At 60.0% G+C, this 22,491-nt stretch carries 19 protein-coding genes; 15 read left to right on the top strand and 4 right to left on the bottom strand.

All coding sequences use genetic code 11. From position 1 onward, the window contains the following. The first annotated feature begins 23 nt into the window (after nucleotides 1-23). The 10 genes from rlmN to PSH66_RS24085 all read left to right on the top strand — a co-directional run bounded on the left by rlmN (nucleotide 24) and on the right by PSH66_RS24085 (nucleotide 10,900). Nucleotides 24-1,172, top strand: coding sequence for a 23S rRNA (adenine(2503)-C(2))-methyltransferase RlmN (gene rlmN / locus PSH66_RS24130; protein ID WP_305427766.1), 1,149 nt, complete (start codon nucleotides 24-26; stop codon nucleotides 1,170-1,172). 12 nt (nucleotides 1,173-1,184) lie between these two features. Continuing rightward, complete coding sequence (gene pilW, locus PSH66_RS24125) at nucleotides 1,185-1,943, top strand: type IV pilus biogenesis/stability protein PilW (protein WP_003175954.1); 759 nt, start codon at nucleotides 1,185-1,187, stop codon at nucleotides 1,941-1,943. Then, a complete protein-coding gene (locus PSH66_RS24120; protein ID WP_003175953.1) occupies nucleotides 1,943-2,923 on the top strand; it encodes a RodZ family helix-turn-helix domain-containing protein in 981 nt (326 codons plus the stop codon). The genes pilW and PSH66_RS24120 overlap by 1 nt, the downstream gene beginning before the upstream one ends. A 2-nt stretch (nucleotides 2,924-2,925) precedes the next feature. Further along, a complete protein-coding gene (gene ispG, locus PSH66_RS24115) occupies nucleotides 2,926-4,035 on the top strand; it encodes a flavodoxin-dependent (E)-4-hydroxy-3-methylbut-2-enyl-diphosphate synthase (RefSeq protein ID WP_003175952.1) in 1,110 nt (369 codons plus the stop codon). A gap of 21 nt (nucleotides 4,036-4,056) precedes the next feature. Next, complete coding sequence (gene hisS / locus PSH66_RS24110) at nucleotides 4,057-5,346, top strand: histidine--tRNA ligase (RefSeq protein WP_003175951.1); 1,290 nt, start codon at nucleotides 4,057-4,059, stop codon at nucleotides 5,344-5,346. 41 nt (nucleotides 5,347-5,387) lie between these two features. After that, entirely contained in the window at nucleotides 5,388-6,029 is a 642-nt protein-coding gene (locus PSH66_RS24105; protein ID WP_003175950.1) for a YfgM family protein, read from the top strand. After that, nucleotides 6,022-7,173, top strand: a complete 1,152-nt coding sequence (bamB, locus tag PSH66_RS24100) for an outer membrane protein assembly factor BamB (protein ID WP_003175949.1) — start codon at nucleotides 6,022-6,024, stop codon at nucleotides 7,171-7,173. The genes PSH66_RS24105 and bamB overlap by 8 nt, the downstream gene beginning before the upstream one ends. A 134-nt stretch (nucleotides 7,174-7,307) precedes the next feature. Then, entirely contained in the window at nucleotides 7,308-8,777 is a 1,470-nt protein-coding gene (gene der, locus PSH66_RS24095; RefSeq protein WP_003175948.1) for a ribosome biogenesis GTPase Der, read from the top strand. 195 nt (nucleotides 8,778-8,972) lie between these two features. Next, nucleotides 8,973-10,121, top strand: a complete 1,149-nt coding sequence (locus PSH66_RS24090; RefSeq protein ID WP_305427765.1) for a pyridoxal phosphate-dependent aminotransferase — start codon at nucleotides 8,973-8,975, stop codon at nucleotides 10,119-10,121. Continuing rightward, nucleotides 10,109-10,900, top strand: a complete 792-nt coding sequence (locus tag PSH66_RS24085) for an amidohydrolase (RefSeq protein WP_305427764.1) — start codon at nucleotides 10,109-10,111, stop codon at nucleotides 10,898-10,900. Before PSH66_RS24090 ends, PSH66_RS24085 begins: the two co-directional genes overlap by 13 nt. Before the next feature lie 118 nt (nucleotides 10,901-11,018). On the opposite strand, the gene leuA is transcribed toward PSH66_RS24085, so the two are convergent. The 4 genes from leuA to PSH66_RS24065 form a co-directional block, all read right to left on the bottom strand. Next, complete coding sequence (gene leuA / locus PSH66_RS24080; protein ID WP_003175945.1) at nucleotides 11,019-12,698, bottom strand: 2-isopropylmalate synthase; 1,680 nt, start codon at nucleotides 12,696-12,698, stop codon at nucleotides 11,019-11,021. A gap of 322 nt (nucleotides 12,699-13,020) precedes the next feature. Then, on the bottom strand, nucleotides 13,021-13,842 hold the full coding sequence (locus tag PSH66_RS24075) for a peptidoglycan DD-metalloendopeptidase family protein (protein WP_305427763.1): 822 nt from the start codon (nucleotides 13,840-13,842) through the stop codon (nucleotides 13,021-13,023). A 7-nt stretch (nucleotides 13,843-13,849) separates the two neighbouring features. Next, complete coding sequence (gene xseA / locus PSH66_RS24070) at nucleotides 13,850-15,229, bottom strand: exodeoxyribonuclease VII large subunit (protein WP_305427762.1); 1,380 nt, start codon at nucleotides 15,227-15,229, stop codon at nucleotides 13,850-13,852. Between the two features lie 10 nt (nucleotides 15,230-15,239). Continuing rightward, on the bottom strand, nucleotides 15,240-16,130 hold the full coding sequence (locus PSH66_RS24065) for a LysR family transcriptional regulator (RefSeq protein ID WP_305427761.1): 891 nt from the start codon (nucleotides 16,128-16,130) through the stop codon (nucleotides 15,240-15,242). A gap of 99 nt (nucleotides 16,131-16,229) precedes the next feature. On the opposite strand from PSH66_RS24065, the gene PSH66_RS24060 reads away from it, so the two are divergent. The 5 genes from PSH66_RS24060 (at nucleotide 16,230) to PSH66_RS24040 (ending at nucleotide 22,369) form a co-directional block, all read left to right on the top strand. Further along, a complete protein-coding gene (locus PSH66_RS24060; RefSeq protein ID WP_003175941.1) occupies nucleotides 16,230-16,997 on the top strand; it encodes a sulfite exporter TauE/SafE family protein in 768 nt (255 codons plus the stop codon). A gap of 74 nt (nucleotides 16,998-17,071) precedes the next feature. Next, nucleotides 17,072-17,620 carry a sugar ABC transporter ATPase gene (locus PSH66_RS24055; RefSeq protein ID WP_141065032.1) on the top strand — a complete coding sequence of 183 codons (549 nt, stop codon included), beginning with the start codon at nucleotides 17,072-17,074 and terminating at the stop codon, nucleotides 17,618-17,620. A 104-nt stretch (nucleotides 17,621-17,724) separates the two neighbouring features. Further along, a complete protein-coding gene (gene guaB / locus PSH66_RS24050; RefSeq protein WP_017530001.1) occupies nucleotides 17,725-19,194 on the top strand; it encodes an IMP dehydrogenase in 1,470 nt (489 codons plus the stop codon). Nucleotides 19,195-19,274: 80 nt separating this feature from the next. Further along, nucleotides 19,275-20,852, top strand: coding sequence for a glutamine-hydrolyzing GMP synthase (gene guaA, locus PSH66_RS24045; protein ID WP_073521822.1), 1,578 nt, complete (start codon nucleotides 19,275-19,277; stop codon nucleotides 20,850-20,852). A gap of 308 nt (nucleotides 20,853-21,160) precedes the next feature. Further along, complete coding sequence (locus PSH66_RS24040; protein ID WP_024777065.1) at nucleotides 21,161-22,369, top strand: site-specific integrase; 1,209 nt, start codon at nucleotides 21,161-21,163, stop codon at nucleotides 22,367-22,369. The last annotated feature ends 122 nt before the right edge of the window (nucleotides 22,370-22,491 follow it).

Below are 22,491 nucleotides of genomic sequence, written 5' to 3'. Positions count from 1 at the left end.
GCTTAAAGAGTGAGGGTGAATCCATGACTATATCGACTGTTAAAACCAACCTGCTGGGGCTGACCCAGCCGGAAATGGAGAAATTCTTCGACTCAATCGGGGAGAAGCGTTTCCGTGCCGGTCAGGTAATGAAATGGATTCACCACTTTGGCGTCGACGATTTCGACGCCATGACGAACGTCAGCAAGGCCCTGCGCGACAAGCTCAAGACCATTGCCGAGGTCCGTGGTCCCGAAGTGGTCAGCGAGGACATCTCCAGCGACGGCACCCGTAAGTGGGTGGTGCGCGTGGCGTCCGGCAGCTGCGTCGAGACCGTGTACATTCCCCAGGGCAAGCGCGGCACTCTGTGCGTTTCGTCCCAGGCGGGCTGTGCCCTGGACTGCAGTTTCTGCTCCACCGGCAAGCAAGGCTTCAACAGCAACCTCACCGCCGCCGAAGTGATCGGCCAGGTGTGGATTGCCAACAAATCCTTTGGCAGCGTCCCGGCGACCGTCGACCGTGCCATCACCAACGTGGTGATGATGGGCATGGGTGAGCCGCTGCTGAACTTCGACAACGTCATTTCAGCCATGCACCTGATGATGGACGACCTGGGCTACGGCATCTCCAAGCGCCGCGTGACCCTGTCGACCTCCGGCGTGGTACCGATGATCGATGAGCTGGCCAAGCACATCGACGTCTCCCTGGCGTTGTCGCTGCACGCACCCAATGACGCATTGCGTAACCAATTGGTGCCGATCAACAAGAAATATCCGCTTAAGATGCTGCTCGAATCTTGCCAGCGTTACATGGCTACCTTGGGTGAAAAACGCGTGCTGACCATTGAGTACACTCTGCTCAAGGACATCAACGACAAGGTCGAGCACGCGATCGAGATGATCGAGTTGCTCAAGAACACCCCGTGCAAGATCAACCTGATTCCGTTCAACCCGTTTCCCCATTCTGGCTACGAGCGGCCGAGCAACAACGCCATCCGCCGTTTCCAGGATCAACTGCACCAGGCCGGCTACAACGTCACCGTACGCACCACGCGTGGTGAGGACATCGACGCCGCCTGTGGACAATTGGTTGGGCAGGTAATGGACCGTACCCGTCGTAGCGAACGTTATATCGCCGTGCGTGAACTGAACGCCGCCGACGATATGCCGCAAATCGCTGTGAATCGAATCTGAGAGAGGATCTCTATGCCCTTGCGCCTTGCGCTGCTTCTGCTTGTTACCGGCCTGGCGGCTGGTTGTGTTTCATCGGGCCATGACAGCCCTTTGCAAACCGGCAAGGGCCGTGACGAAGCGCGAGTTGCCTATGTGCAGTTGGGCTTGGGCTATTTGCGACAAGGCATGAGCGAGCAGGCCAAGGTGCCGTTGAAAAAGGCGCTTGAACTGGACGCAGACGATGCTGACGCCAATGCCGCGCTCGCCCTGGTATTTCAGGCCCAGGCGGAGCCGGCACTGGCCGAGCAATACTTCAACAAGGCGCTGTCTACCCGGCCTGCCGACCCGCGTCTGCTGAACAATTACGGCAGTTTTCTGTTCGAGCAGAAACGGTACGACCAGGCGGCCCTTTATTTCCAGCGAGCCAGCGCCGATACCCTCTATCCTGAGCGTTCGCGGGTGTTTGAGAATCTGGGTGTGACCTCGATGCGTCTCGGCCAGCGCGACAGTGCCCGCCAACAGCTGGCAAAAGCCCTGCACTTGAACGGTCGTCAGCCTCGCGCATTGCTTGAAATGGCTGAGATGTCTTACGAAGACAGGCATTATGTGCCGGCACGTGACTATTACGCGCGTTTTAGCCTGCTCAGCGGGCAAAATGCACGTAGTCTATTGCTCGGCGCGCGCCTGGCGACGGTTCATGAAGAACGCGACACGGCCGCACGTTTTGGCCAGCAACTCGAACGACTCTATCCCGGTACGCCGGAATATCAGCAATACCTGTCGGAGCAATGATGAAAGCGGCGCACCCGGAAGTTGTAGCAGCTAATCGCGTAAACCCAGGCGATACCTTGCGCCAGGCACGCGAAAGCAATGGTTGGACGCTGGCGGAAGTGGCCCTCAAGCTCAATTTGACCACCACGTCGCTGGCCAACCTGGAAGCCGGCGCGTTCGATAAGCTGCCTGGGCATACCTTCGCCCGTGGCTATATCCGCGCCTATGCCAAATTGCTGGGCGTCGATCAGGCCGTCTTGGTCCAGGAATTCGACCAGTTCACCGGTACCGACTCCCAGGGCAGCAATGTCCACGGCCTGGGCCGTATCGAAGAGCCTGTGCGGGTGTCCCACACCATTTTGCGCATTGTCAGCCTGTTGCTGCTGATCGCCGTGATCGGCGGCGGTTTTGTCTGGTGGCAGGACCAGGCCTCCCAGCGCACCAAGGACCTGACCAGTAACGCCATGGAGCACGTCGAAGTCGAAAGCGCCGACGGCACCACCCAGATCCATCCGTTGGATGAGCCGGAGGACCAGGCGGTTGCCGAAGGGCAAGCCACGCCTGAAGCGCCGCTCGCCACTGAGCAGCCAGCATTGGAAACGGCGCCTGCCACAACCGCCGCTGTGCCTGCTCCGGCCGCGCCGGCAGTTTCGGCCGCCCCGGTTCATACGCCTGCCGCATCCGCTTCAGCGGCAGCTGCGCCCGTCGCTCCGGCGGCGCCTGCCATTTCGCCGCCTACCACGCCGGCATTGATCGCCGGTGATGGCCGTGTACAAATTACCTTCGTCGCTGACTGCTGGACGCAACTCACCGATGGCAATGGCAAAGTGCTGTTTAGCGGTCTGAAGCGTAAGGGAGATACACTCGACCAGGGCGGCAAGCCTCCTCTGACGCTGCGTCTGGGCTTTGCCCGTGGCGCGCAAGTGGCCTACAACGGCCAGCCTGTGGACGTGGCGCCGTTCACCAGTGGCGAAACCGCTCGCCTCAAGTTGGGACAATAGTCATGCACGGCGAATCTCCAATCAAACGTCGCGTATCGCGCAAGATCTGGGTCGGCTCGGTGCCGGTGGGTGGCGACGCCCCCATCGCGGTGCAGAGCATGACCAACAGCGACACCAACGATGTCGCCGCCACCGTCGCCCAGATCAACCGCCTGGAAGCGGCCGGCGTGGACATCGTGCGGGTGTCCGTACCGGACATGGACGCGGCCGAAGCCTTTGGCCGCATCAAGCAGTTGGTCAAGGTGCCGCTGGTGGCCGACATTCACTTCGACTACAAGATCGCTCTGCGCGTGGCCGAACTGGGCGTCGATTGCCTGCGAATCAACCCGGGCAACATCGGTCGCGAAGACCGCGTGCGCGCCGTGGTGGATGCCGCTCGTGATCGCGGTATTCCAATCCGTATCGGCGTCAACGCCGGTTCCCTGGAAAAAGACCTGCAGAAGAAGTACGGCGAGCCGACACCGGCGGCGCTGGTCGAGTCGGCGCTGCGCCACGTTGAGCACCTCGAACGCTTGAATTTCCAGGATTTCAAGGTCAGCGTAAAGGCCTCCGACGTATTCATGGCGGTAGAAGCCTACCGCCTGCTGGCCAAGGAAATCGTGCAGCCATTGCACCTGGGGATCACCGAAGCCGGCGGTTTGCGCTCAGGCACAGTGAAATCTGCGGTGGGCCTCGGTATGCTGCTCGCCGAAGGGATTGGCGATACTATCCGTATCTCGTTGGCGGCAGACCCGGTAGAGGAGGTGAAAGTCGGCTACGACATTCTCAAATCCCTGCGTTTGCGCTCCCGCGGTATCAACTTCATTGCCTGCCCGAGCTGCTCGCGGCAGAACTTCGACGTGGTGAAAACCATGAACGATCTGGAGTTGCGTCTCGAAGACCTGCTGGTGCCGCTGGATGTCGCGGTGATCGGCTGCGTGGTCAATGGGCCGGGCGAAGCCAAGGAGGCTCACGTGGGTTTGACCGGCGGTACACCGAACTTGATCTACATCGACGGCAAGCCGTCGCAGAAGCTGACGAATGACAATCTGGTGGATGAGCTGGAAAAGCTGATCCGCGAGAAAGCGGCCGAAAAGGTCGCGGCTGACGCAGCGCTGATCGCGCGCGGCTGAAAACGAATTTAAGGATTTGATGTGAGCAAGTCTCTGCAAGCCATTCGTGGCATGAACGACATCCTGCCTGAACAGACGCCGCTGTGGCGCTACGTTGAGGGCACTGTTGCGCGCCTGCTGGATAACTACGGTTACAAGCAGATCCGCATGCCGATCGTTGAGTTCACCGAACTGTTCAAGCGCTCCATCGGTGAAGTGACCGACATCGTCGAAAAAGAGATGTACACCTTTGAAGACCGCAACGGCGACTCCCTGACCCTGCGTCCGGAAGGGACCGCTGCGTGCGTGCGCGCCGTGCTTGAGCATGGCCTCACCGGTGGCGGTCAACCACAAAAGCTGTGGTACATCGGCCCGATGTTCCGCCATGAGCGCCCGCAGAAAGGTCGTTATCGCCAGTTCCACCAGATCGGCCTGGAAGTGTTCAACCTCGATGGTCCAGACATCGATGCCGAGCTGATCGTACTGACCTGGCGTCTGTGGGGCATGCTGGGTATCCGCGATGCGGTCAAGCTTGAGCTCAACAGTCTGGGTACCAGCGAGTCCCGTGCGCGCTACCGCGAAGCCCTGGTGGAATTCCTGTCCGCACGCCTGGACATGTTGGACGAAGACAGCCAGCGCCGTCTGAAGACCAACCCATTGCGCGTATTGGACACCAAGAACGCCGATACCCAGGCCGCACTGGTCGACGCGCCGAAAATGGCCGACTACCTGGACGACGAGTCCCGTACGCACTTCGAAGGCCTCAAGGCTCGCCTGGATGCCGCCGGTATTCCGTACGTGATCAACCCGAAACTGGTGCGCGGCCTCGACTACTACAGCAAGACAGTATTCGAGTGGGTCACCGACAAACTCGGCGCCCAGGGCACCGTGTGTGCCGGCGGCCGTTACGACGGCCTGGTCGAACAAATGGGCGGCAAGCCGACCACGGGCGTAGGTTTCGCCATGGGCATCGAGCGGCTTATCCTGCTGCTCGAAACCCTGGAGCAGGTCCCGGAAGAAATCGCCCGTCAGGTGGACGTGTATCTCTGCGCATTTGGCGAGGCGGCTGAACTGGCTGCCTTGGCCCTGAGCGAGAAGGTGCGTGACCAGCTGCCCAACCTGCGCCTGCAGATCAACGCCGGCGCCGGCAGCTTCAAGAGCCAGTTCAAGAAAGCCGACAAGAGCGGTGCGTTGTACGCACTGATCCTCGGCGATGACGAGTTGGCCCGGCAAGTGATAGGTTTCAAACCCCTGCGTGGCCAGGGCGAGCAACAGAACATTGCCTTCGATGCGCTTGCTGCGCACTTGGCCACCTGCGTCGTGCAGGGTTGAAGCTGTCGAACAGCCGAATTTAGCGATTAAGGAGTATTGGGGTGTCGAGTACTGATGATGAGCAGTTGGCCGATTTCAAAGACTGGTGGCAGCGTAACGGCAAGCCCCTGGTTACTGGCGGCCTGCTGGCTTTAGTGGTGGTGTTCGGCTGGCAAGCCTGGCACAAGTATCAGGCCAACCAGTCCCAGGGCGCCTCGGTCCTCTATCAGCAATTGCTGGAAAGCACCCTGACGCCTGACGGCAAGCCCGACGCGGCCAAGGTTGCGTATTTGGCAGGCGAACTGAAAAAAGATTTTGGCGGTAGCACCTACGCCCAGTACGGCAGCCTGTTTGTCGCGAAAGTCGCGGTCGACTCCGGCAAGCTGGATGACGCGTCCGTCGAACTTAAAGCCATCGTCGACAAACCGACCAACCCGACCCTGGGTGAAATCGCACGTCAGCGCCTGGCCCAGGTATTGGCGGCACAGAGCAAGGCTGACGAAGCACTCAAACTGCTCGACGGCGATGCGGACAAAGCATTTGTAGCCACTCGTGAAGAGCTCAAGGGGGACCTGTTGGTCCAATTGGGTCGTACCGACGAAGCCAATGCTGCGTATAAGAAAGCCAAGGCGGCGCTGTCTGATGAAGCGGCAGTCGGTGGCTTACAAATCAAGCTGGACGACTTGGCCAAAGGGGATGCGTGACGTGATCCGTTGGAAACATGCAGCATTGCTGGCTCTGGCCGTTCTGGCCGCGGGTTGCAGCAGCAACAGTAAAAAAGAACTGCCTCCGGCCGAGCTGACCAGCTTCAAGGAAGAAGTGGTCCTGCAAAAGCAGTGGAGCCGCTCCATCGGTGACGGTCAGGGCGAAACCTACAACATGTTGGTACCGGCAATCGACGGTGACAACATTGTGGCTGCTGACGTGACCGGCGTGGTGGTCTCCATGGATCGCATGAACGGCGACGTCAAGTGGAAGAAAGACCTCGAATTGCCCGTCTCCGGCGCTGTCGGCGTGGGTTACGGCATGGTCCTGCTCGGCACGCTCAAAGGCGAAGTCGTGGCGCTGGATTCCAGCACCGGTGAAGAGAAATGGCGCGCTCGCGTGACCAGTGAAGTCCTCGCGCCGCCTGCCACCAACGGCGATATCGTCGTGGTGCAAACCCAGGACGACCGCGTCATCGGTCTGGACGCCAGCACTGGCGAACAGCGCTGGTTGTACGACAGCACCCCGGCAGTGTTGACCTTGCGCGGTACCAGTGGTCCGGTTGTGACCAACAATCTGGCCGTTGCAGGCCTCTCGACCGGTAAAGTGGTCGCCCTGGACACCCGCAATGGCGTGCCGGCCTGGGAAACCCGTGTGGCCATCCCGCAAGGCCGCTCCGAGCTGGACCGCGTGGTGGACATCGACGGCGGCTTGCTGCTGTCGGGTGAAACCCTCTACGTGGCTACCTATCAGGGCCGCGTTGCGGCGCTGGACCTGCAAAGTGGCCGCGTCAACTGGCAGCGTGATGCTTCCAGCTACGCGGGTGTCGCCCAAGGGTTTGGCAGCGTCTACGTAAGCCTGGCGTCCGGCACTGTTGAAAGTGTTGACGAGCGTTCCACCACTGCGTTGTGGAGCAACGACTCCCTGGCCCGCCGTCAGCTGTCGGCACCGGAAGTTTTCTCCAGCTACGTAGCGGTCGGCGACTTCGAAGGCTACCTGCACCTGCTGAGCCAGGTGGACGGTCGCTTTGTCGGTCGTGAGCGTATCGACAGCGACGGCCTGCGTGCGCGTCCGCTGGTGGTGGGTAACATGCTTTATGTGTATGGCAACAGCGGCAAGCTGGAAGCCCTGACCATCAAGTAAGAACCATGCTTGGGGTAACACCCAGGCGGCCCTGCTTCGGCGGGGCATGCGGCATCTGACGATGCTGCCCCGAGCACCAGCCGCTGCCTTGCAGCGGCTTTTGTATTTTCTGAAATAACGAAGTGGAGAGCCGCATGGTTCCCGTAATCGCCCTGGTGGGCCGACCTAACGTCGGCAAGTCCACCTTGTTCAACCGCCTGACCAGGACTCGTGACGCCATTGTCGGCGACTTGTCCGGTCTGACCCGTGATCGCCAATACGGTGAGGCAAAGTGGCAGGGGCGCTCCTACATTATTGTCGACACCGGTGGTATCTCCGGTGACGAGCATGGCATGGACGAAAAAATGGCCGAGCAGTCGCTGCTGGCCATTGAAGAAGCCGACGTCGTGTTGTTCCTGGTGGATGCCCGCGCGGGCTACACCGCTGCCGACCAGATGATTGGCGAGCACCTGCGCAAGCGCAACAAACGTTCCTATTTGATCGCCAACAAGATCGACAACATCGATCCTGAACAGGCCCGCGCCGAATTCAGCCCGATGGGCCTGGGCGACGCGATCCCGATCGCCGGTGCCCACGGTCGCGGCATCACCCAGATGCTGGAAGTCGCCCTGCGCGACTTCCCGAAGGATGACGCCGAGGAAGAAGAGGGCGAGGAAGAGATCGTTGCCGAAGGTGAGGAAGCCAAGCGCATTCCTGGCCCGAGCGAAAAAGACGGTATCAAGATCGCCATCATCGGTCGCCCGAACGTCGGCAAGTCGACCCTGGTCAACCGCATGCTCGGTGAAGACCGCGTCATCGTCTACGACCAGCCCGGCACCACCCGCGACAGTATCTACATCCCGTTCGAGCGTAACGACGAGAAGTACACGCTGATCGACACCGCCGGTGTGCGCAAGCGCGGCAAGATCCACGAGGAAGTTGAAAAGTTCTCCGTGGTCAAAACCCTGCAGGCGATCAAAGACGCCAACGTGGTGATCTTCGTGATGGACGCCCGCGAAGGCGTGGTGGACCACGACCTCAACCTGCTGGGCTTTGCCCTGGAAGCCGGTCGGGCGTTGGTGATCGCGATCAACAAGTGGGACGGCATGACGCCGAGCGAGCGCGATTTCGTCAAGATCGAGCTGCAGCGTCGCCTGTTCTTCGTCGAGTTCGCCGATATCCACTTTATCTCGGCCTTGCACGGCACGGGCGTGGGCAATCTCTACGCCTCCGTACAGAACTCGTTCAAGTCCGCGGTAACCCGTTGGCCGACCAACCGTCTCACCCAGATCCTGGAAGACGCGGTCGGCGAGCACGCGCCGCCGATGGTCAACAACCGCCGGATCAAGCTGCGTTACGCCCACTTGGGCGGTGCCAACCCGCCGATTATCGTGATCCACGGTAACCAGATCGAGAAGGTGCCCAAGTCCTACGTGCGTTACCTGGAAAACACCTACCGCCGAGTCTTGAAACTGGTCGGTACGCCGATCCGTATCGAGTTCAAGGGTGGTGAGAACCCATACGAAGGCAACAAGAACACACTGACGGACCGTCAGGTGAACAAGAAGCGTCGCTTGATGACTCACCACAAGAAGGCCGACAAGAAGCGCCGCGATAAAAAGTGAAGCAGCGGCTAGTGAAAAGTTGCAAGCGGCAAGTAAAAGCTGGATCACTTGTGGCTTGAGGCTTGTAACGTGCAGCTCAAACCGCCAGGTACAAAAAGGGCTCTGAATGAGCCCTTTTTCGTGCCTGGCGGTTTGCCCCTTGACCCGCTTGTTGCTTGCAGCTTACAACTTGCAGCTCACCCGAAGGGGGCTTCCATGATCACCAGCAAGCTGCCGAATATCGGTACGACCATTTTCACCACGATGTCGCAATTGGCCGCCGAAACCGGCGCGCTCAACCTGTCACAGGGTTTTCCCGACTTCAACGGCCCCCAGGGTTTGCTCGATGCCGTGGGCAGGCACGTTGCCAGCGGGCATAACCAATATTCGCCGATGACCGGTCTACCGGCGCTGCGTCAGCAAGTGGCGGCAAAGATCGCGCGCAGCTACGGCGTCACGGTCAATGTCGACAGTGAAGTGACCATCACCCCCGGCGCCACCGCTGCGATCTTCTGTGCAATCCAGGCGGTGATTCGCAGTGGCGATGAAGTCATCGTGTTCGACCCCTGCTACGACAGTTACGAGCCTTCGGCGGAACTGGCCGGTGGTCGTTGCGTGCATGTGCAACTGAGCCTGCAGGGCTTTGCGCTGGACTTCGACAAGATCAAGGCCGCGCTGTCGCCGCGCACGCGCATGATCATTCTCAACACCCCGCACAATCCCACGGGCGCGCTGATCAGTCGTGCCGAGCTGGACCAACTGGCCGAGCTGATACGCGACCGTGATATCTACCTGGTCAGCGACGAGGTCTACGAGCACCTGGTCTTCGATGGCATGTCCCATGTCAGCGTGCTGGCTCACGAAGAGCTGTATCAACGCGCATTCGTCGTCAGCTCCTTTGGCAAGACCTATCACGTGACCGGCTGGAAAACCGGCTATGTCGTTGCACCGCCAGCGCTCACTGTTGAGCTGCGCAAGGTGCACCAGTACGTCAATTTCTGTGGTGTGACGCCGTTGCAGTTCGCGCTGGCCGACTTCATGGCCGAACACCCGGAACACGTCGGCGAACTGCCAGCGTTCTACCAGGCCAAGCGCGACCTGTTCTGTGACCTGCTGGCGCCGTCGCGTTTGAGTTTCACTCGGGTCGCCGGTACCTACTTCCAACTGGTGGATTACGCACAAATCCGCCCCGATCTGGACGACGTCGCCATGTCACTGTGGATGACCCGCGAGCACGGCGTGGCGACCATTCCGGTGTCGGTCTTCTACCAGCACCCACCCCAAGGCCAGCGCCTGGTGCGCCTGTGCTTTGCCAAACGCGAGGAGACGCTGCGACAAGCGGCTGAAAAACTATGCGTGATCTGAATGCATTGCCCAACCTGACAATCGCCCTGGTCCAGACCACGCTGGCATGGCATGACCGCCAGGCTAACCTTGAACACTTCGACGCATTGCTTGAGCAGGCCAGGGGCGCCGACCTGATCGTGCTGCCGGAGATGTTCACCAGCGGGTTTTCCATGGAGTCGGCCAGCCTGGCCGAGCCCGAGAAAGGCCCGACCCATCATTGGCTGCAAGCTCAGGCGGCGAAGTACAACGCGGTGGTTACCGGCAGTGTGATTATCCAGGCCGCCGATGGTAGCCATCGCAATCGACTGCTGTGGGCGCGGCCGGATGGCGAGGTGCTGCATTACGACAAGCGTCATCTGTTTCGTATGGCCGGTGAACATAATCACTACACCCCCGGCGAGCGCCAGGTGCAGTTTGAGTTGAAGGGCTGGCGTGTTCGGCCGCTGATTTGCTACGACCTGCGTTTTCCGGTGTGGAGCCGCGATGCCCAAGATACGGACCTGCTGTTGTATACCGCCAACTGGCCGGGTGCGCGGCGTCAGCATTGGAACCGCTTGTTGCCCGCGCGGGCGATTGAAAACCTGTGTTATGTGGCGGCGGTGAATCGAGTGGGCACGGATGGCAAAGGCTTTGCCTATACAGGCGACAGCCAGGTGCTGGATTTCCAGGGCGAAACCTTGCTGAGCGCGGGGGAGGCGGACGGGGTGTTCCAGGTGATTCTCGATGCGGCCGAGTTGTCTGCCTATCGCAGCAGATTCCCGGCGAATCTGGATGCCGATAGCTTTCAGTTTGTCTGACGGACCGCTATCGGGGGCAAGTCCCCAATGAGGCCCTGTCAGGCAACCCAAATCTGAAACTCAATAAAAAGGCCCCTGGATTCGCATCCAGGGGCCTTTTGCATTGCGGCGATAAAGCTTACGCCGCTTTGGCTTCCTGCTGGCTCAACGAACGGTTCAGCGCGCTGAACAGCGCCTTGAAGCTGGCGGTGGTGATGTTTTCATCAATGCCCACGCCGTGTACCGGACGTTCGCCGTTCACCCGCAGCTCGATATAAGCTGCTGCCTTGGCGTTAGTGCCGGCGCCAATGGCGTGTTCGTTGTAGTCCATGATTTCCACGCCAATCGGCAAACCAGCCACCAGCGCTTCCAGCGCGCCGTTGCCTTTGCCTTTCCAGTGCAGGTTGGTTTCGCCCTGGCCCTTGCCTGAGACTTCCACCTCGACAAAGCTGTTGCCGTTCTCTTCCTGCAGGCGATGGCTGACCAGTGCATACGGCGTATTGGCCTGCAGGTACTCACGTTGCAGCAACGCGTAGATCTGCGGCGCGGTCATCTCCAGGCCCACGCGGTCGGTCTCGGCCTGTACCACCTGGCTGAACTCGATCTGCATGCGCCGCGGCAAGCTGATGTCGTATTCCTGCTCCAGCAGGTAGGCGATGCCGCCCTTGCCCGACTGGCTGTTTACACGGATCACCGCCTCGTAGCTGCGACCGATGTCGGCCGGGTCGATCGGCAAGTACGGCACTTCCCACAGCGCATCGTCTTTCTGCTGGGCGAAACCCTTGCGGATTGCGTCCTGGTGGGAGCCGGAGAACGCGGTGTGGACCAGGTCGCCCACGTACGGGTGACGCGGGTGCACCTGGATCTGGTTGCACTCTTCAACGACTTTGCGCACGCCATCGATGTCGGAGAAGTCCAACTGCGGGTCAAGGCCCTGGGTGTACATGTTCAACGCCACGGTGACGAGGTCGACGTTACCGGTGCGCTCGCCGTTGCCGAACAGGCAGCCTTCGACACGGTCGGCACCGGCCATCAGGCCCAACTCGGTGGCGGCGACGCCGGTGCCACGGTCGTTGTGGGTGTGCAGGCTGATGATCACGCTGTCACGACGGTTGATATGGCGACCAAACCACTCGATCTGGTCGGCATAGATATTCGGCGTGGCGCATTCGACGGTGGCCGGCAGGTTGAGGATCACCTTGTGCTCGGGCGTCGGGTTCCACACCTCGATCACCGCGTCACAGACTTCCTTGGCGAACTCCAGCTCAGTGGCGCTGAAGGTCTCCGGGGAGTATTCGAAGGTCCACTGGGTTTGCGGCTGCTGGGCGGCGTATTTGACGAACAGCTTGGCTGCGTTGACCGCGATGGCCTTGATACCGTCCTTGTCCTGGTTGAACACGATGCGGCGGAATGACGGCGAGGTGGCGTTGTACAGGTGCACGATGGCTTTCTTGGCGCCGCGCAGGGATTCGAACGTGCGCGCGATCAAGTCTTCACGGCCCTGGGTCAGCACCTGGATGGTGGTGTCCTCGGGGATGTGATTGTCTTCGATCAGGGTACGCACGAAGTCGAAGTCGGTTTGCGACGCGGCGGGGAATGAGGCTTCGATTTCCTTGACGCCGACGGCAACCAGGGTTTTCCAGAAACGCAGTTTTTTCGCCGCGTCCATCGGTTCGATCAGCGACTGGTTGCCATCGCGCAAGTCGGAGCTGCACCAGATCGGCGCTTGGGTGATGGTCTTCGAGGGCCAGGTGCGGTCCGGGATATCGATGGTCGGGAACGCGCGGTACTTCGAAGACGGGTCTTTGAGCATGCTCATCGGGAAATCCTTTGTTGTAGGGCCGAGAAAAGGCGGCCTGCCGTGGAACTGTTTTGGGGATAAAGCTTGAAGACGAGGCAGATCGATTCAGCCTGGCAGTCGTGCGCTGACGAGGCACAGGCTGCGGTGCTGGCGGAGCTGAATGAGGGTGTGAGAGGTTTTCATAAGTCCAACCCTAACCTCAGGGGTGAAAGATGGCAAGCAGTCGCTAAAAATTGAGAGAAGTTCTTTTATCTGCGTATGAAACGGGATTTTATGGTTGGGAATAGTGCTCAGGCTAGATTAAATTGCGCGCCCGTTATCAGGCGCGCAATCGCGTCATTCAAGGCTGGAAGGCGCCGATGAAAATCGCCGGGTCGACCCGTGCATCGTTCAGGCTGACATTCCAGTGCAGATGGGGCCCGGTGGCCCGGCCCGTCGAGCCGACCTTGCCGACCACTTCGCCACGCGCCAGTGATTGTCCAGCTTTCACATCGATCTTGGACAAGTGGCAAAACATGCTGATAAAGCCTTGGCCGTGATCAACGAATACGGTGTTGCCGTTGAAAAAATAGTCGCCGGTGCGTATGACTTTACCAGCGGCCGGGGACTTGATCGGTGTGCCGGCGGGCACCGCAAAGTCCAGCCCTGCGTGGGGGTTACGTTCCTCTCCATTGAAGAAGCGGCGCACGCCGAACTTGCTGGAGAGCGGGCCATTGACCGGTTTGTCCAGAAGCAGGTTGCTCGGTGTATTGGGGCTGAACGTGCGATACGCGCCAAGCTGTAGCGGGATTTCACTTTCGATGCGTTTGACGTCGACGGGGTTCGGGTTGACCTGGCGTTTGTTTTTCAGGGTGATGCGCTGTTCGGGGTACTTCTTGTAGCCCACGATAAACGGCAAGGTCTGGTTACCGCTGATGATGCGTTCGTTGCCAGGCTTCACGGTCAGCGCAATGCCGACAATCGCCAGCCAGGTGTCCTGCTCCCTCACCACCAGTACCGGTTTGCCCTGGTAGGTGGCTTTCGGAGCAGTAGCCGAGGGGCCCAGGTCCACTACCGCTACCCCGCCGGGCACCGGTTTGTTCAGCATCCGAGTAATGTAGCTGTCGGCCTGGGCGTTAAGGGTCAGGCAGAGCAGCACGAGCGAGGCGAGAAGGCGCGGCATAAAGAAATCAGTCCAATAGAGAAAGGGTAACGGGTGTCAGATGGTTGTCTTCCACCCGCACTTGCAGCTGGCCTTCACCGAGGCGCGCGGTGAGGCGCTGGCCGGTATGGGTTTGCGCGGCGCTGCGAATGGCCTGGCCACGTTCATCCAGCAGGATGCTGTAGCCACGGCCCAGGGTTGCCAGCGGGCTCACCACCTGCAACGTCTGCACCTGGCTCTGCAGTTGCAGGCGGCGCGCTTTGAGGCCTTCGCGCATGGCGCGGGGCAAGCGTGCGGCAAGGCTGTCCAGACGCTGGCGCAGCAGGGCCAACTGGCGGCCGGGGTGTTGGCCGGCAAGGCGCGTTTCCAGGCGGATCAGGCGTTCGCGCCGGGTATTGAGGCTACGCTCGAAGGCGCGGCGCAAGCGCATGTCCAGGTCATCCAGGCGTTGGGCCTGCTGGCGCAGACGCTCGCCGGGGTGGCGCAGGCGTCGAGCCATGCCTTCCAGGCGCAAGCGGTCGTGGGCCAGGCGATTGCGCATCAGCATCACCAGGCGGCGATGCAGGTTCTCCACTTGGCGCACCAGATGACTGGCGTCCGGTGCCAGCAGTTCAGCAGCGGCGGAAGGCGTAGGGGCGCGAACGTCCGCGACAAAGTCGCTGATGGACACATCGGTTTCATGGCCGACGGCACTGACGATGGGCGTCACGCAGGCATCCACCGCCCGCGCCACGGCTTCTTCGTTGAAACACCAGAGGTCTTCCAGCGAGCCACCGCCACGGGCCAGGATCAGCGCGTCAAAACCTCGGGCATCGGCGAGTTTCAACGCTCGCACGATCTGTGGGATCGCTTCGCGGCCTTGTACGGCGGTCGGGATCAGGGTCAGTTCAATGTTCGGCGCGCGGCGGCGGAACACGCTGATGATGTCGCGGATCACTGCGCCGGTGGGCGAGCTGATAATGCCAATGCGCCGAGGGTGCGCCGGCAACGGCACCTTGCGCTCGGCACTGAACAGGCCTTCGGCGCTGAGCTTTTCCTTCAGCGCATCGAACGCCAGGCGCAGCGCACCATCGCCGGCTGGCTCCACGGTGTCGAGGATCAGTTGGTAATCACCCCGGCCCTCGAACAACGAGACCTTGCCGCGCACCTTTACCGCCAGGCCGTCCTTCAAGGCCTGGCGTACCCGCGCGGCGTTATTGCGAAACAGCGCGCAACGCACCTGCGCACCGCTGTCCTTGAGGGTGAAATACACATGGCCGGAGGCCGGGCGGGCGAGGTTGGAGATCTCGCCTTCGACCCAGATATTGGTGAACACGTCTTCCAGCAACACCCGCGCACGGCCGTTGAGTTGGCTGACAGTCAGGACTTCGCGGTCCAGGCCCAGGCGGGCAAAAGGGTCTTTAATCATGGGCGGCAGTTTATAGGCATTCGTGCAAGGTTTGGCAGAATTGCTCCACCAACGGTCCCGGTGCCTGCTGGCAGGCCAACGCCACGGTGCTCAGGCAGTCCGGGTCGGCCAGGGGTAAAAAACGCACGTTGGCGGGGGCGATGTCCTGCATGGATTTTGGTAACAAGGCTATACCGAAGCCGGCCTGGATCAACTGCAACTGGGTGGTCTTGCGCGACATGACGCGTGCGGCCTTGGGGAAAAATCCGGCGCGCATGCACAATTCGGCTGACAGATAACTCAGACCGCCACGCTGTGGATGAGGGATCGAGATAAACGCCTCATCCTTAAGCTGCTCCAGTTCGACGGGCGTATCACGGCGTGACAACGGATGATTCGACGGCACCGCCAGCAACACAGGTTCGCTATATAAAGGCAACACGCTCACACCTTCGCGCTGGCGCAACACCGGCAAGCGCAATAGCCCGACGTCCAGGCGGCCCTCGGCGATTTCTTCCAACTGGGCTTCGGAAGACAGTGTGGCGATATCCATCGCCACCCCTGGGCAGCGCTCCAGCCACGTGCTGATGCCTTGCAGCAAACGGCCGCTCATCGGCACGGTGCTCGAATGGCTCAAGCGCAGCGTGCCGAGTTGACCATTGCCGACTTGGGTGGCCATTTCACTGACCTTGAGCAATTCACTCAGCAGGTTGCGCGCGCGTGGATAGAAGGCTTCACCGGCGGCCGTCAGCCTCGGTTGGCGCGCCGTGCGCTCGAACAGCGGGGTTTGCAGCTGGGCTTCCAGTTCCTTGATCTGCCGGCTCAAGGCCGATTGCGCCACGAACAAACGTTCCGCGGCGGCGCTGAAGCTGCCACTGTCGGCGATTTCAACGAAGTAGCGCAGTTGGCGAGTGGAAATCACGCGTCATGCCTTTTTGAGATAGGTGTGGGGCTTTGAAGATATTAGTCGCATCTCTCGTCGATGGCTAAAGTGAACGCTGTCTTTTACAAGGAATCGTTCATGAGCCCGATTGAACTGATGAGCCAGTGGTCATTTGGCGCTGTGGATTGGCTGGTGATCGGCGTGGGTGTGGTGGTGGCGTACATCGTGTTCGGTATCGCCGGCTTCGGTACGGCGCTGGTGGCCGGGCCTGTGCTGATTCTGTTCATGCCATTGTCGAAGATTATTCCGTTGCTGGTGTTGCTGGATTTTGTCGCAGCCTTTGGCGGCCTGCTGCAAACACGACGGGATGTGAACAAACCGGAGCTGCTTCGACTGCTGCCGTGCATGGCCATCGGCTGTACGCTGGGTGTGGTGTTTTTGCTCAACCTGCATTCGGACCTGTTGCTGTTATTGATGGGCCTGTTTATCAGCGCCTACGCGGTTTACAGCCTGGCAGTAACAGCCCGGCCCACGCAGCTCGCCAAAGGCTGGTCGATCCCCATGGGCACCGTCGGCGGGCTGTTTGGTGCGCTGTTCGGCAGTGGTGGCTTTTTATATGCGATCTACCTGAACAGTCGTCTGCCCAAGGACGCGGCACGTGCTACGCAAAGCGCGCTGATCAGTTGCAGCACGGTGGTGCGCCTGAGCCTGTTCCTGATCGCCGGGGTCTATGCTGATTTGCCACTGTTGATGCTGGCGCTGTGCCTGCTGCCGGCGATGGCCCTGGGGTTGTGGTGCGGGCGCAGGTTGACGATGCGCATGTCCCGTGAGGCGTTTGTGCGGTTGGTGACCTGGTTGGTGTTGGCCAGTGGCATTGCGCTGATCGGGCGTTACTTGAGTACTTGACCTGCGTGGGGCAGGGATTAAGCTGCCAGCCTTCAGGGCCTCATCGGGGGCAGCAGCCACACCGCAGGACTTACATGAACTCCCAAAGCATCCTTGTCCCCAAAATCTCCACCTTACCCGTCCACGAACCCCGTGCCCGGGCGATCGTGCGCTGGCTGGTGCGCAAGAACATCATCAAGGAAGAACTGACCACCTGCGGTCGTACCGGCAACCGCATGGCCTACGCCCTGGCCGACGGTGCCCGCGCCGTGGTGCTGCACCCCGAGGCGCTGCCGTTCAACGAGTCGGTCAATGGCCTGGAGATTATCTACAAACGCTGCATCTACACGCCGGCCAAGGGCTTTCTCGAAGAAGCCGGCTGCCCGGAGTGCCGCAAGGAAGTCGGCGAGGCGCTGTTCGAAAGCCTGGAAGACTGGATGCCGGGCCACACCGACAACTTCACCTGCCCGCTGTGTGGGCATGAAGATGACATCAACGGCTTCCTGTTTCTGCAGGAGTGCGGGTTTTCCAACCTGGGATTCATCTTCAACAACTGGGCAGAGGCGGGTTTCAAGCAGAGCTTTATCGACGAATTTGCCGATTGGCTGGACCAGAAGATCAGTTGGGTCAAAGTCGAGCTTTAATCCATCTATCAGTATTACCAAGTTTGTCAGAGTTTTACATTGAGCCCGACAGGGTGCATGTATATAATGGCGCGCTTCCATTTTCCCGCTCGGGAGCCCCCGCGATGCTGCGTATCAGCCAAGAAGCTCTGACATTCGACGACATTCTCCTAGTGCCCGGTTATTCCGAGGTGCTTCCTAACGAAGTCAGTCTCAAGACCCGCCTAACCCGTGGCATCGAGCTGAATATTCCCCTGGTTTCCGCTGCGATGGACACCGTTACCGAAGCCCGCCTGGCCATTGCCATGGCGCAGGAAGGCGGTATCGGTATCATCCACAAGAACATGACCATCGAGCAGCAAGCTGCCGAAGTGCGCAAGGTCAAGCGTTACGAAGCCGGTGTGGTGAAAGATCCGATCACCATCGAAGCCGACGCCACCGTGCGTGACCTGTTCGACCTGACCCGCCTGCACAACATCTCCGGTGTTCCCGTGCTGCATGATGGCGACCTGGTCGGCATCGTCACTTCCCGTGACGTGCGCTTTGAAAACCGTCTTGAAGTGACCGTCCGCGAAGTGATGACGCCCAAAGAGCGCCTCGTCACGGTCAAGGAAGGCGCCGACAAGAACGATGTGCGTGAACTGCTGCACAAGCACCGCATTGAGCGCGTACTGATCGTCGACGACAAATTCGCCCTCAAAGGCATGATGACCGTCAACGACATCGAAAAAGCCAAGGCTTACCCGCTGGCCAGCAAGGATGACCAGGGTCGTCTGCGCGTTGGCGCTGCCGTCGGTACCGGTAAAGACACCGGCGACCGCGTTGCCGCGCTGGTTGCCGCCGGTGTGGACGTGGTGGTGGTTGACACTGCCCACGGCCATTCCAAAGGCGTGATCGACCGCGTGCGTTGGGTCAAGCAGAACTTCCCTGAAGTACAGGTGATCGGCGGCAACATCGCCACCGGCGCTGCCGCCAAGGCCCTGGCCGAAGCGGGCGCGGATGCCGTCAAGGTCGGTATCGGCCCAGGCTCGATCTGCACCACGCGTATCGTCGCCGGTGTAGGCGTGCCGCAAATCAGCGCCATCGCCAACGTCGCCGCCGCCCTTGAAGGCACCGGTGTGCCGTTGATCGCCGACGGCGGCATCCGTTTCTCCGGTGACCTGTCCAAGGCCATCGTCGCCGGTGCTTCGTGCGTGATGATGGGCTCGATGTTCGCCGGTACCGAAGAGGCCCCTGGCGAGATCGAACTGTTCCAGGGCCGTTCGTACAAGGCTTACCGCGGCATGGGTTCGCTGGGCGCCATGTCCCAGGCCCAGGGTTCGTCCGACCGTTACTTCCAGGACTCTTCGGCAGGCGCCGAGAAGCTCGTGCCGGAAGGTATCGAAGGCCGTGTGCCTTACAAGGGCACCCTGAGCGCCATCATCCATCAACTGATGGGCGGTCTGCGTTCCTCGATGGGTTACACCGGCAGCGCCAACATCGAAGAAATGCGCACCAAGCCAGAGTTCGTACGGATCACCGGCGCCGGCATGGCTGAATCCCATGTCCACGACGTGCAGATCACCAAGGAAGCGCCAAACTACCGCGTAGGTTGAGGCTTCCAGCAAAATGTTAAGTAACCGGGGCTGTTCTTCAGCCCCGAGTTGTTTCTGATTCATTAGACGAGACTGACTTCATGGCCCTCGACATTCACGCCCACCGCATCCTGATCCTCGACTTCGGTTCCCAGTACACCCAGCTGATCGCCCGCCGCGTGCGTGAAATCGGCGTGTACTGCGAACTGCACCCGTTCGACATGGATGACGAAGCGATCCGCGAATTCGCACCGAAAGGCGTCATCCTCGCCGGTGGCCCCGAGTCCGTGCACGAAGCCAACAGCCCGCGTTGCCCGCAAGCCGTATTCGACCTGGGCGTACCGGTCTTTGGCATCTGCTACGGCATGCAGACCATGGCCGAGCAGCTGGGCGGCAAGGTTGAAGGCTCCGAACTGCGTGAATTCGGTTATGCCCGTGTGGACGTAGTCGGCAAGAGCCGCCTGCTGGACGGCATCGAAGACCACATCGACGCCGACGGCCTGTTCGGCCTCGACGTGTGGATGAGCCACGGTGACAAGGTCACCAAAATGCCGGAAGACTTCCACATCCTGGCCAGCACCCCGAGCTGCCCGATCGCCGGCATGTTCAGCGACGAGCGCCGTTACTACGGCGTGCAGTTCCACCCGGAAGTGACCCACACCAAGCAAGGCGGCCGTATCCTGTCGCGCTTCATCCTCGACATCTGCGAGTGTGAAGCCCTGTGGACCCCGTCTAAAATCGCTGAAGACGCCATCGCCCAGGTGCGCGCCCAGGTTGGTACCGACAACGTGCTGCTCGGCCTGTCCGGCGGCGTTGACTCCTCCGTGGTCGCCGCGCTGCTGCACAAGGCCATCGGCGACCAGTTGACCTGTGTGTTCGTCGACAACGGCCTGCTGCGCCTGCACGAAGGTGAGCAAGTGATGGCCATGTTCGCCGAGAACATGGGCGTCAAGGTGATCCGCGCCAATGCCGAGGAGCAGTTCCTCAACAACCTGGCCGGCGAGTCCGACCCGGAGAAAAAGCGCAAGATCATCGGCCGCACCTTCATTGACGTCTTCGATGCCCAGTCCAACAAACTGGACAACATCAAGTACCTCGCCCAGGGCACCATCTACCCCGACGTGATCGAGTCGGCCGGCGCCAAGAGCGGCAAGGCCCACGTGATCAAGTCCCACCACAACGTAGGTGGCCTGCCTGAGGAAATGAACCTCAAGCTGGTAGAACCGCTGCGCGAACTGTTCAAGGACGAGGTCCGCCGCCTTGGCCTGGAACTGGGCCTGCCCTACGACATGGTCTACCGCCACCCCTTCCCAGGCCCAGGCCTGGGTGTGCGCATCCTCGGTGAAGTGAAGAAGGAATACGCCGACCTGCTGCGTCGCGCCGACCACATCTTCATCGAAGAACTGCGCAAGGCCGACTGGTACCACAAGGTCAGCCAGGCGTTCGTGGTGTTCCAGCCGGTCAAATCCGTTGGCGTGGTAGGCGACGGCCGTCGTTACGCGTGGGTTGTGGCCTTGCGTGCGGTGGAAACCATCGACTTCATGACGGCGCGTTGGGCGCATCTGCCTTACGAGCTTTTGGAGACGGTCAGTGGCCGGATCATCAATGAGATTGAAGGTATCTCGCGTGTTACTTATGACGTGTCGAGCAAGCCGCCGGCGACGATTGAGTGGGAATGATTGGACGTCCGGCATTGTCCGGCACAATCTAGCAAGAAATGCCCTGGAGCCCGCGTAATTGCGGGCTTTTGGCTTTTTGGGTCTGGCAAATTCTGGCAGCTTTGTGCATCGCCAAGCACCGTGTTTGTATGGCATTGTACGGGGCATTGACTGAGCCAAATGCCATGTTCGGTGCTCGATGCCATGTCGCCCTAGTAGGGCAGGGCATGGTATCAAATCTCATCATCAGCCCGGTTTCATTGGGTTTTATCGTGGTGCATGAGTGCTTTTCTGAGCATGGTATTTTTTCAATGGAATCCGTAACTGCTATGCTGACCGATACCAAGCTGCGTAACCTCAAACCGCAAGAAAAACTCTACAAGGTGAACGACCGTGACGGGCTGTACGTGGCCGTCACTGCTGCCGGTTCCATCTCCTTTCGTTACAACTACTCAATCAATGGCCGTCAGGAGACCATCACGTTCGGTCGTTATGGCGTGGGTGGCATCACACTTGCGGAAGCCAGAGAGCGCTTGGGCGAGGCTAAAAAGATGGTTTCGGCGGGTAAGTCACCTGCCAAAGAGAAAGCCCGTGCCAAGGCACGCACCAAAGGGGCAGAGACGTTTGATGCGTGGGCGGAGAAATGGCTGCGTGGGTATCAGATGGCTGACTCGACGCGTGACATGCGCCGATCGGTTTACGAGCGCGAGCTAAAGCCGCACTTCGGTAATCAGAAACTGGTGGAAATCAATCATGAGGATCTGCGTACCCTGACAGATGCAATTGTGGAGCGTGGAGCTCCAGCCACGGCCGTGCACTCCCGCGAGATTGTGATGCAGGTGTTCCGGTGGGCGATAGAGCGTGGCCAGAAGGTTGAGAATCCGGCTGATCTGGTGCGTCCTGCAAGCATCGCTAAATTCGAGCCACGCGATCGCGCTCTAGGGCCTGACGAAATCGCGTTGATGTATCAGTACCTGGACCGCATCGGCACTGCCTCATCCGTGAGAGTCGCCGCTAAGCTGCTGTTGCTGACCATGGTTCGCAAAAGTGAATTGACCAACGCTACTTGGAACGAAATCAATTTCAGCGAAGCCCTTTGGACCATTCCGAAAGAGCGGATGAAGCGGCGCAATCCCCATTTGGTGTTCTTATCTCAGCAGGCGCTGGATTTCTTCATTGCTCTGAAGACGTTTGCCGGTGGTTCGGATTACGTCTTTCCCTCTCGGTACGATTCTGATTTGCCGATGAGTACCGCGACGATCAATCAGGTGCTGACGCTGACCTACCGGCTTGCGCAGAAAGAAGGGCAGCCGTTGAGCAAGTTCGGACCGCATGATTTGAGGCGCACAGCGAGCACGCTGCTGCATGAGGCGGGTTACAACTCAGATTGGATTGAGAAGTGCCTTGCGCACGAGCAGAAGGGCGTACGGGCCGTCTACAACAAGGCTGAATACCGTGATCAGCGCCGGGCGATGTTGCAGGATTGGGCGGATATGATTGACGAATGGACGCGTAAGAGAACACGTTCAGAGAGTTGATGGCGTTTTGCGTGATGAGGTAGTCGGGAGCTGATCTAGTTTTCTCTATCAAAAAACCACATTCGTGGTTTTTTTTCTGTCCGGAAACTACCCGTTTGTGGGACACATTTTTCCTGACGTCT

Source organism: Pseudomonas sp. FP597 (genome assembly GCF_030687435.1).
Lineage (GTDB): Bacteria > Pseudomonadota > Gammaproteobacteria > Pseudomonadales > Pseudomonadaceae > Aquipseudomonas > Aquipseudomonas lactucae.
This window is presented reverse-complemented; position numbering and strand designations above follow the sequence as displayed.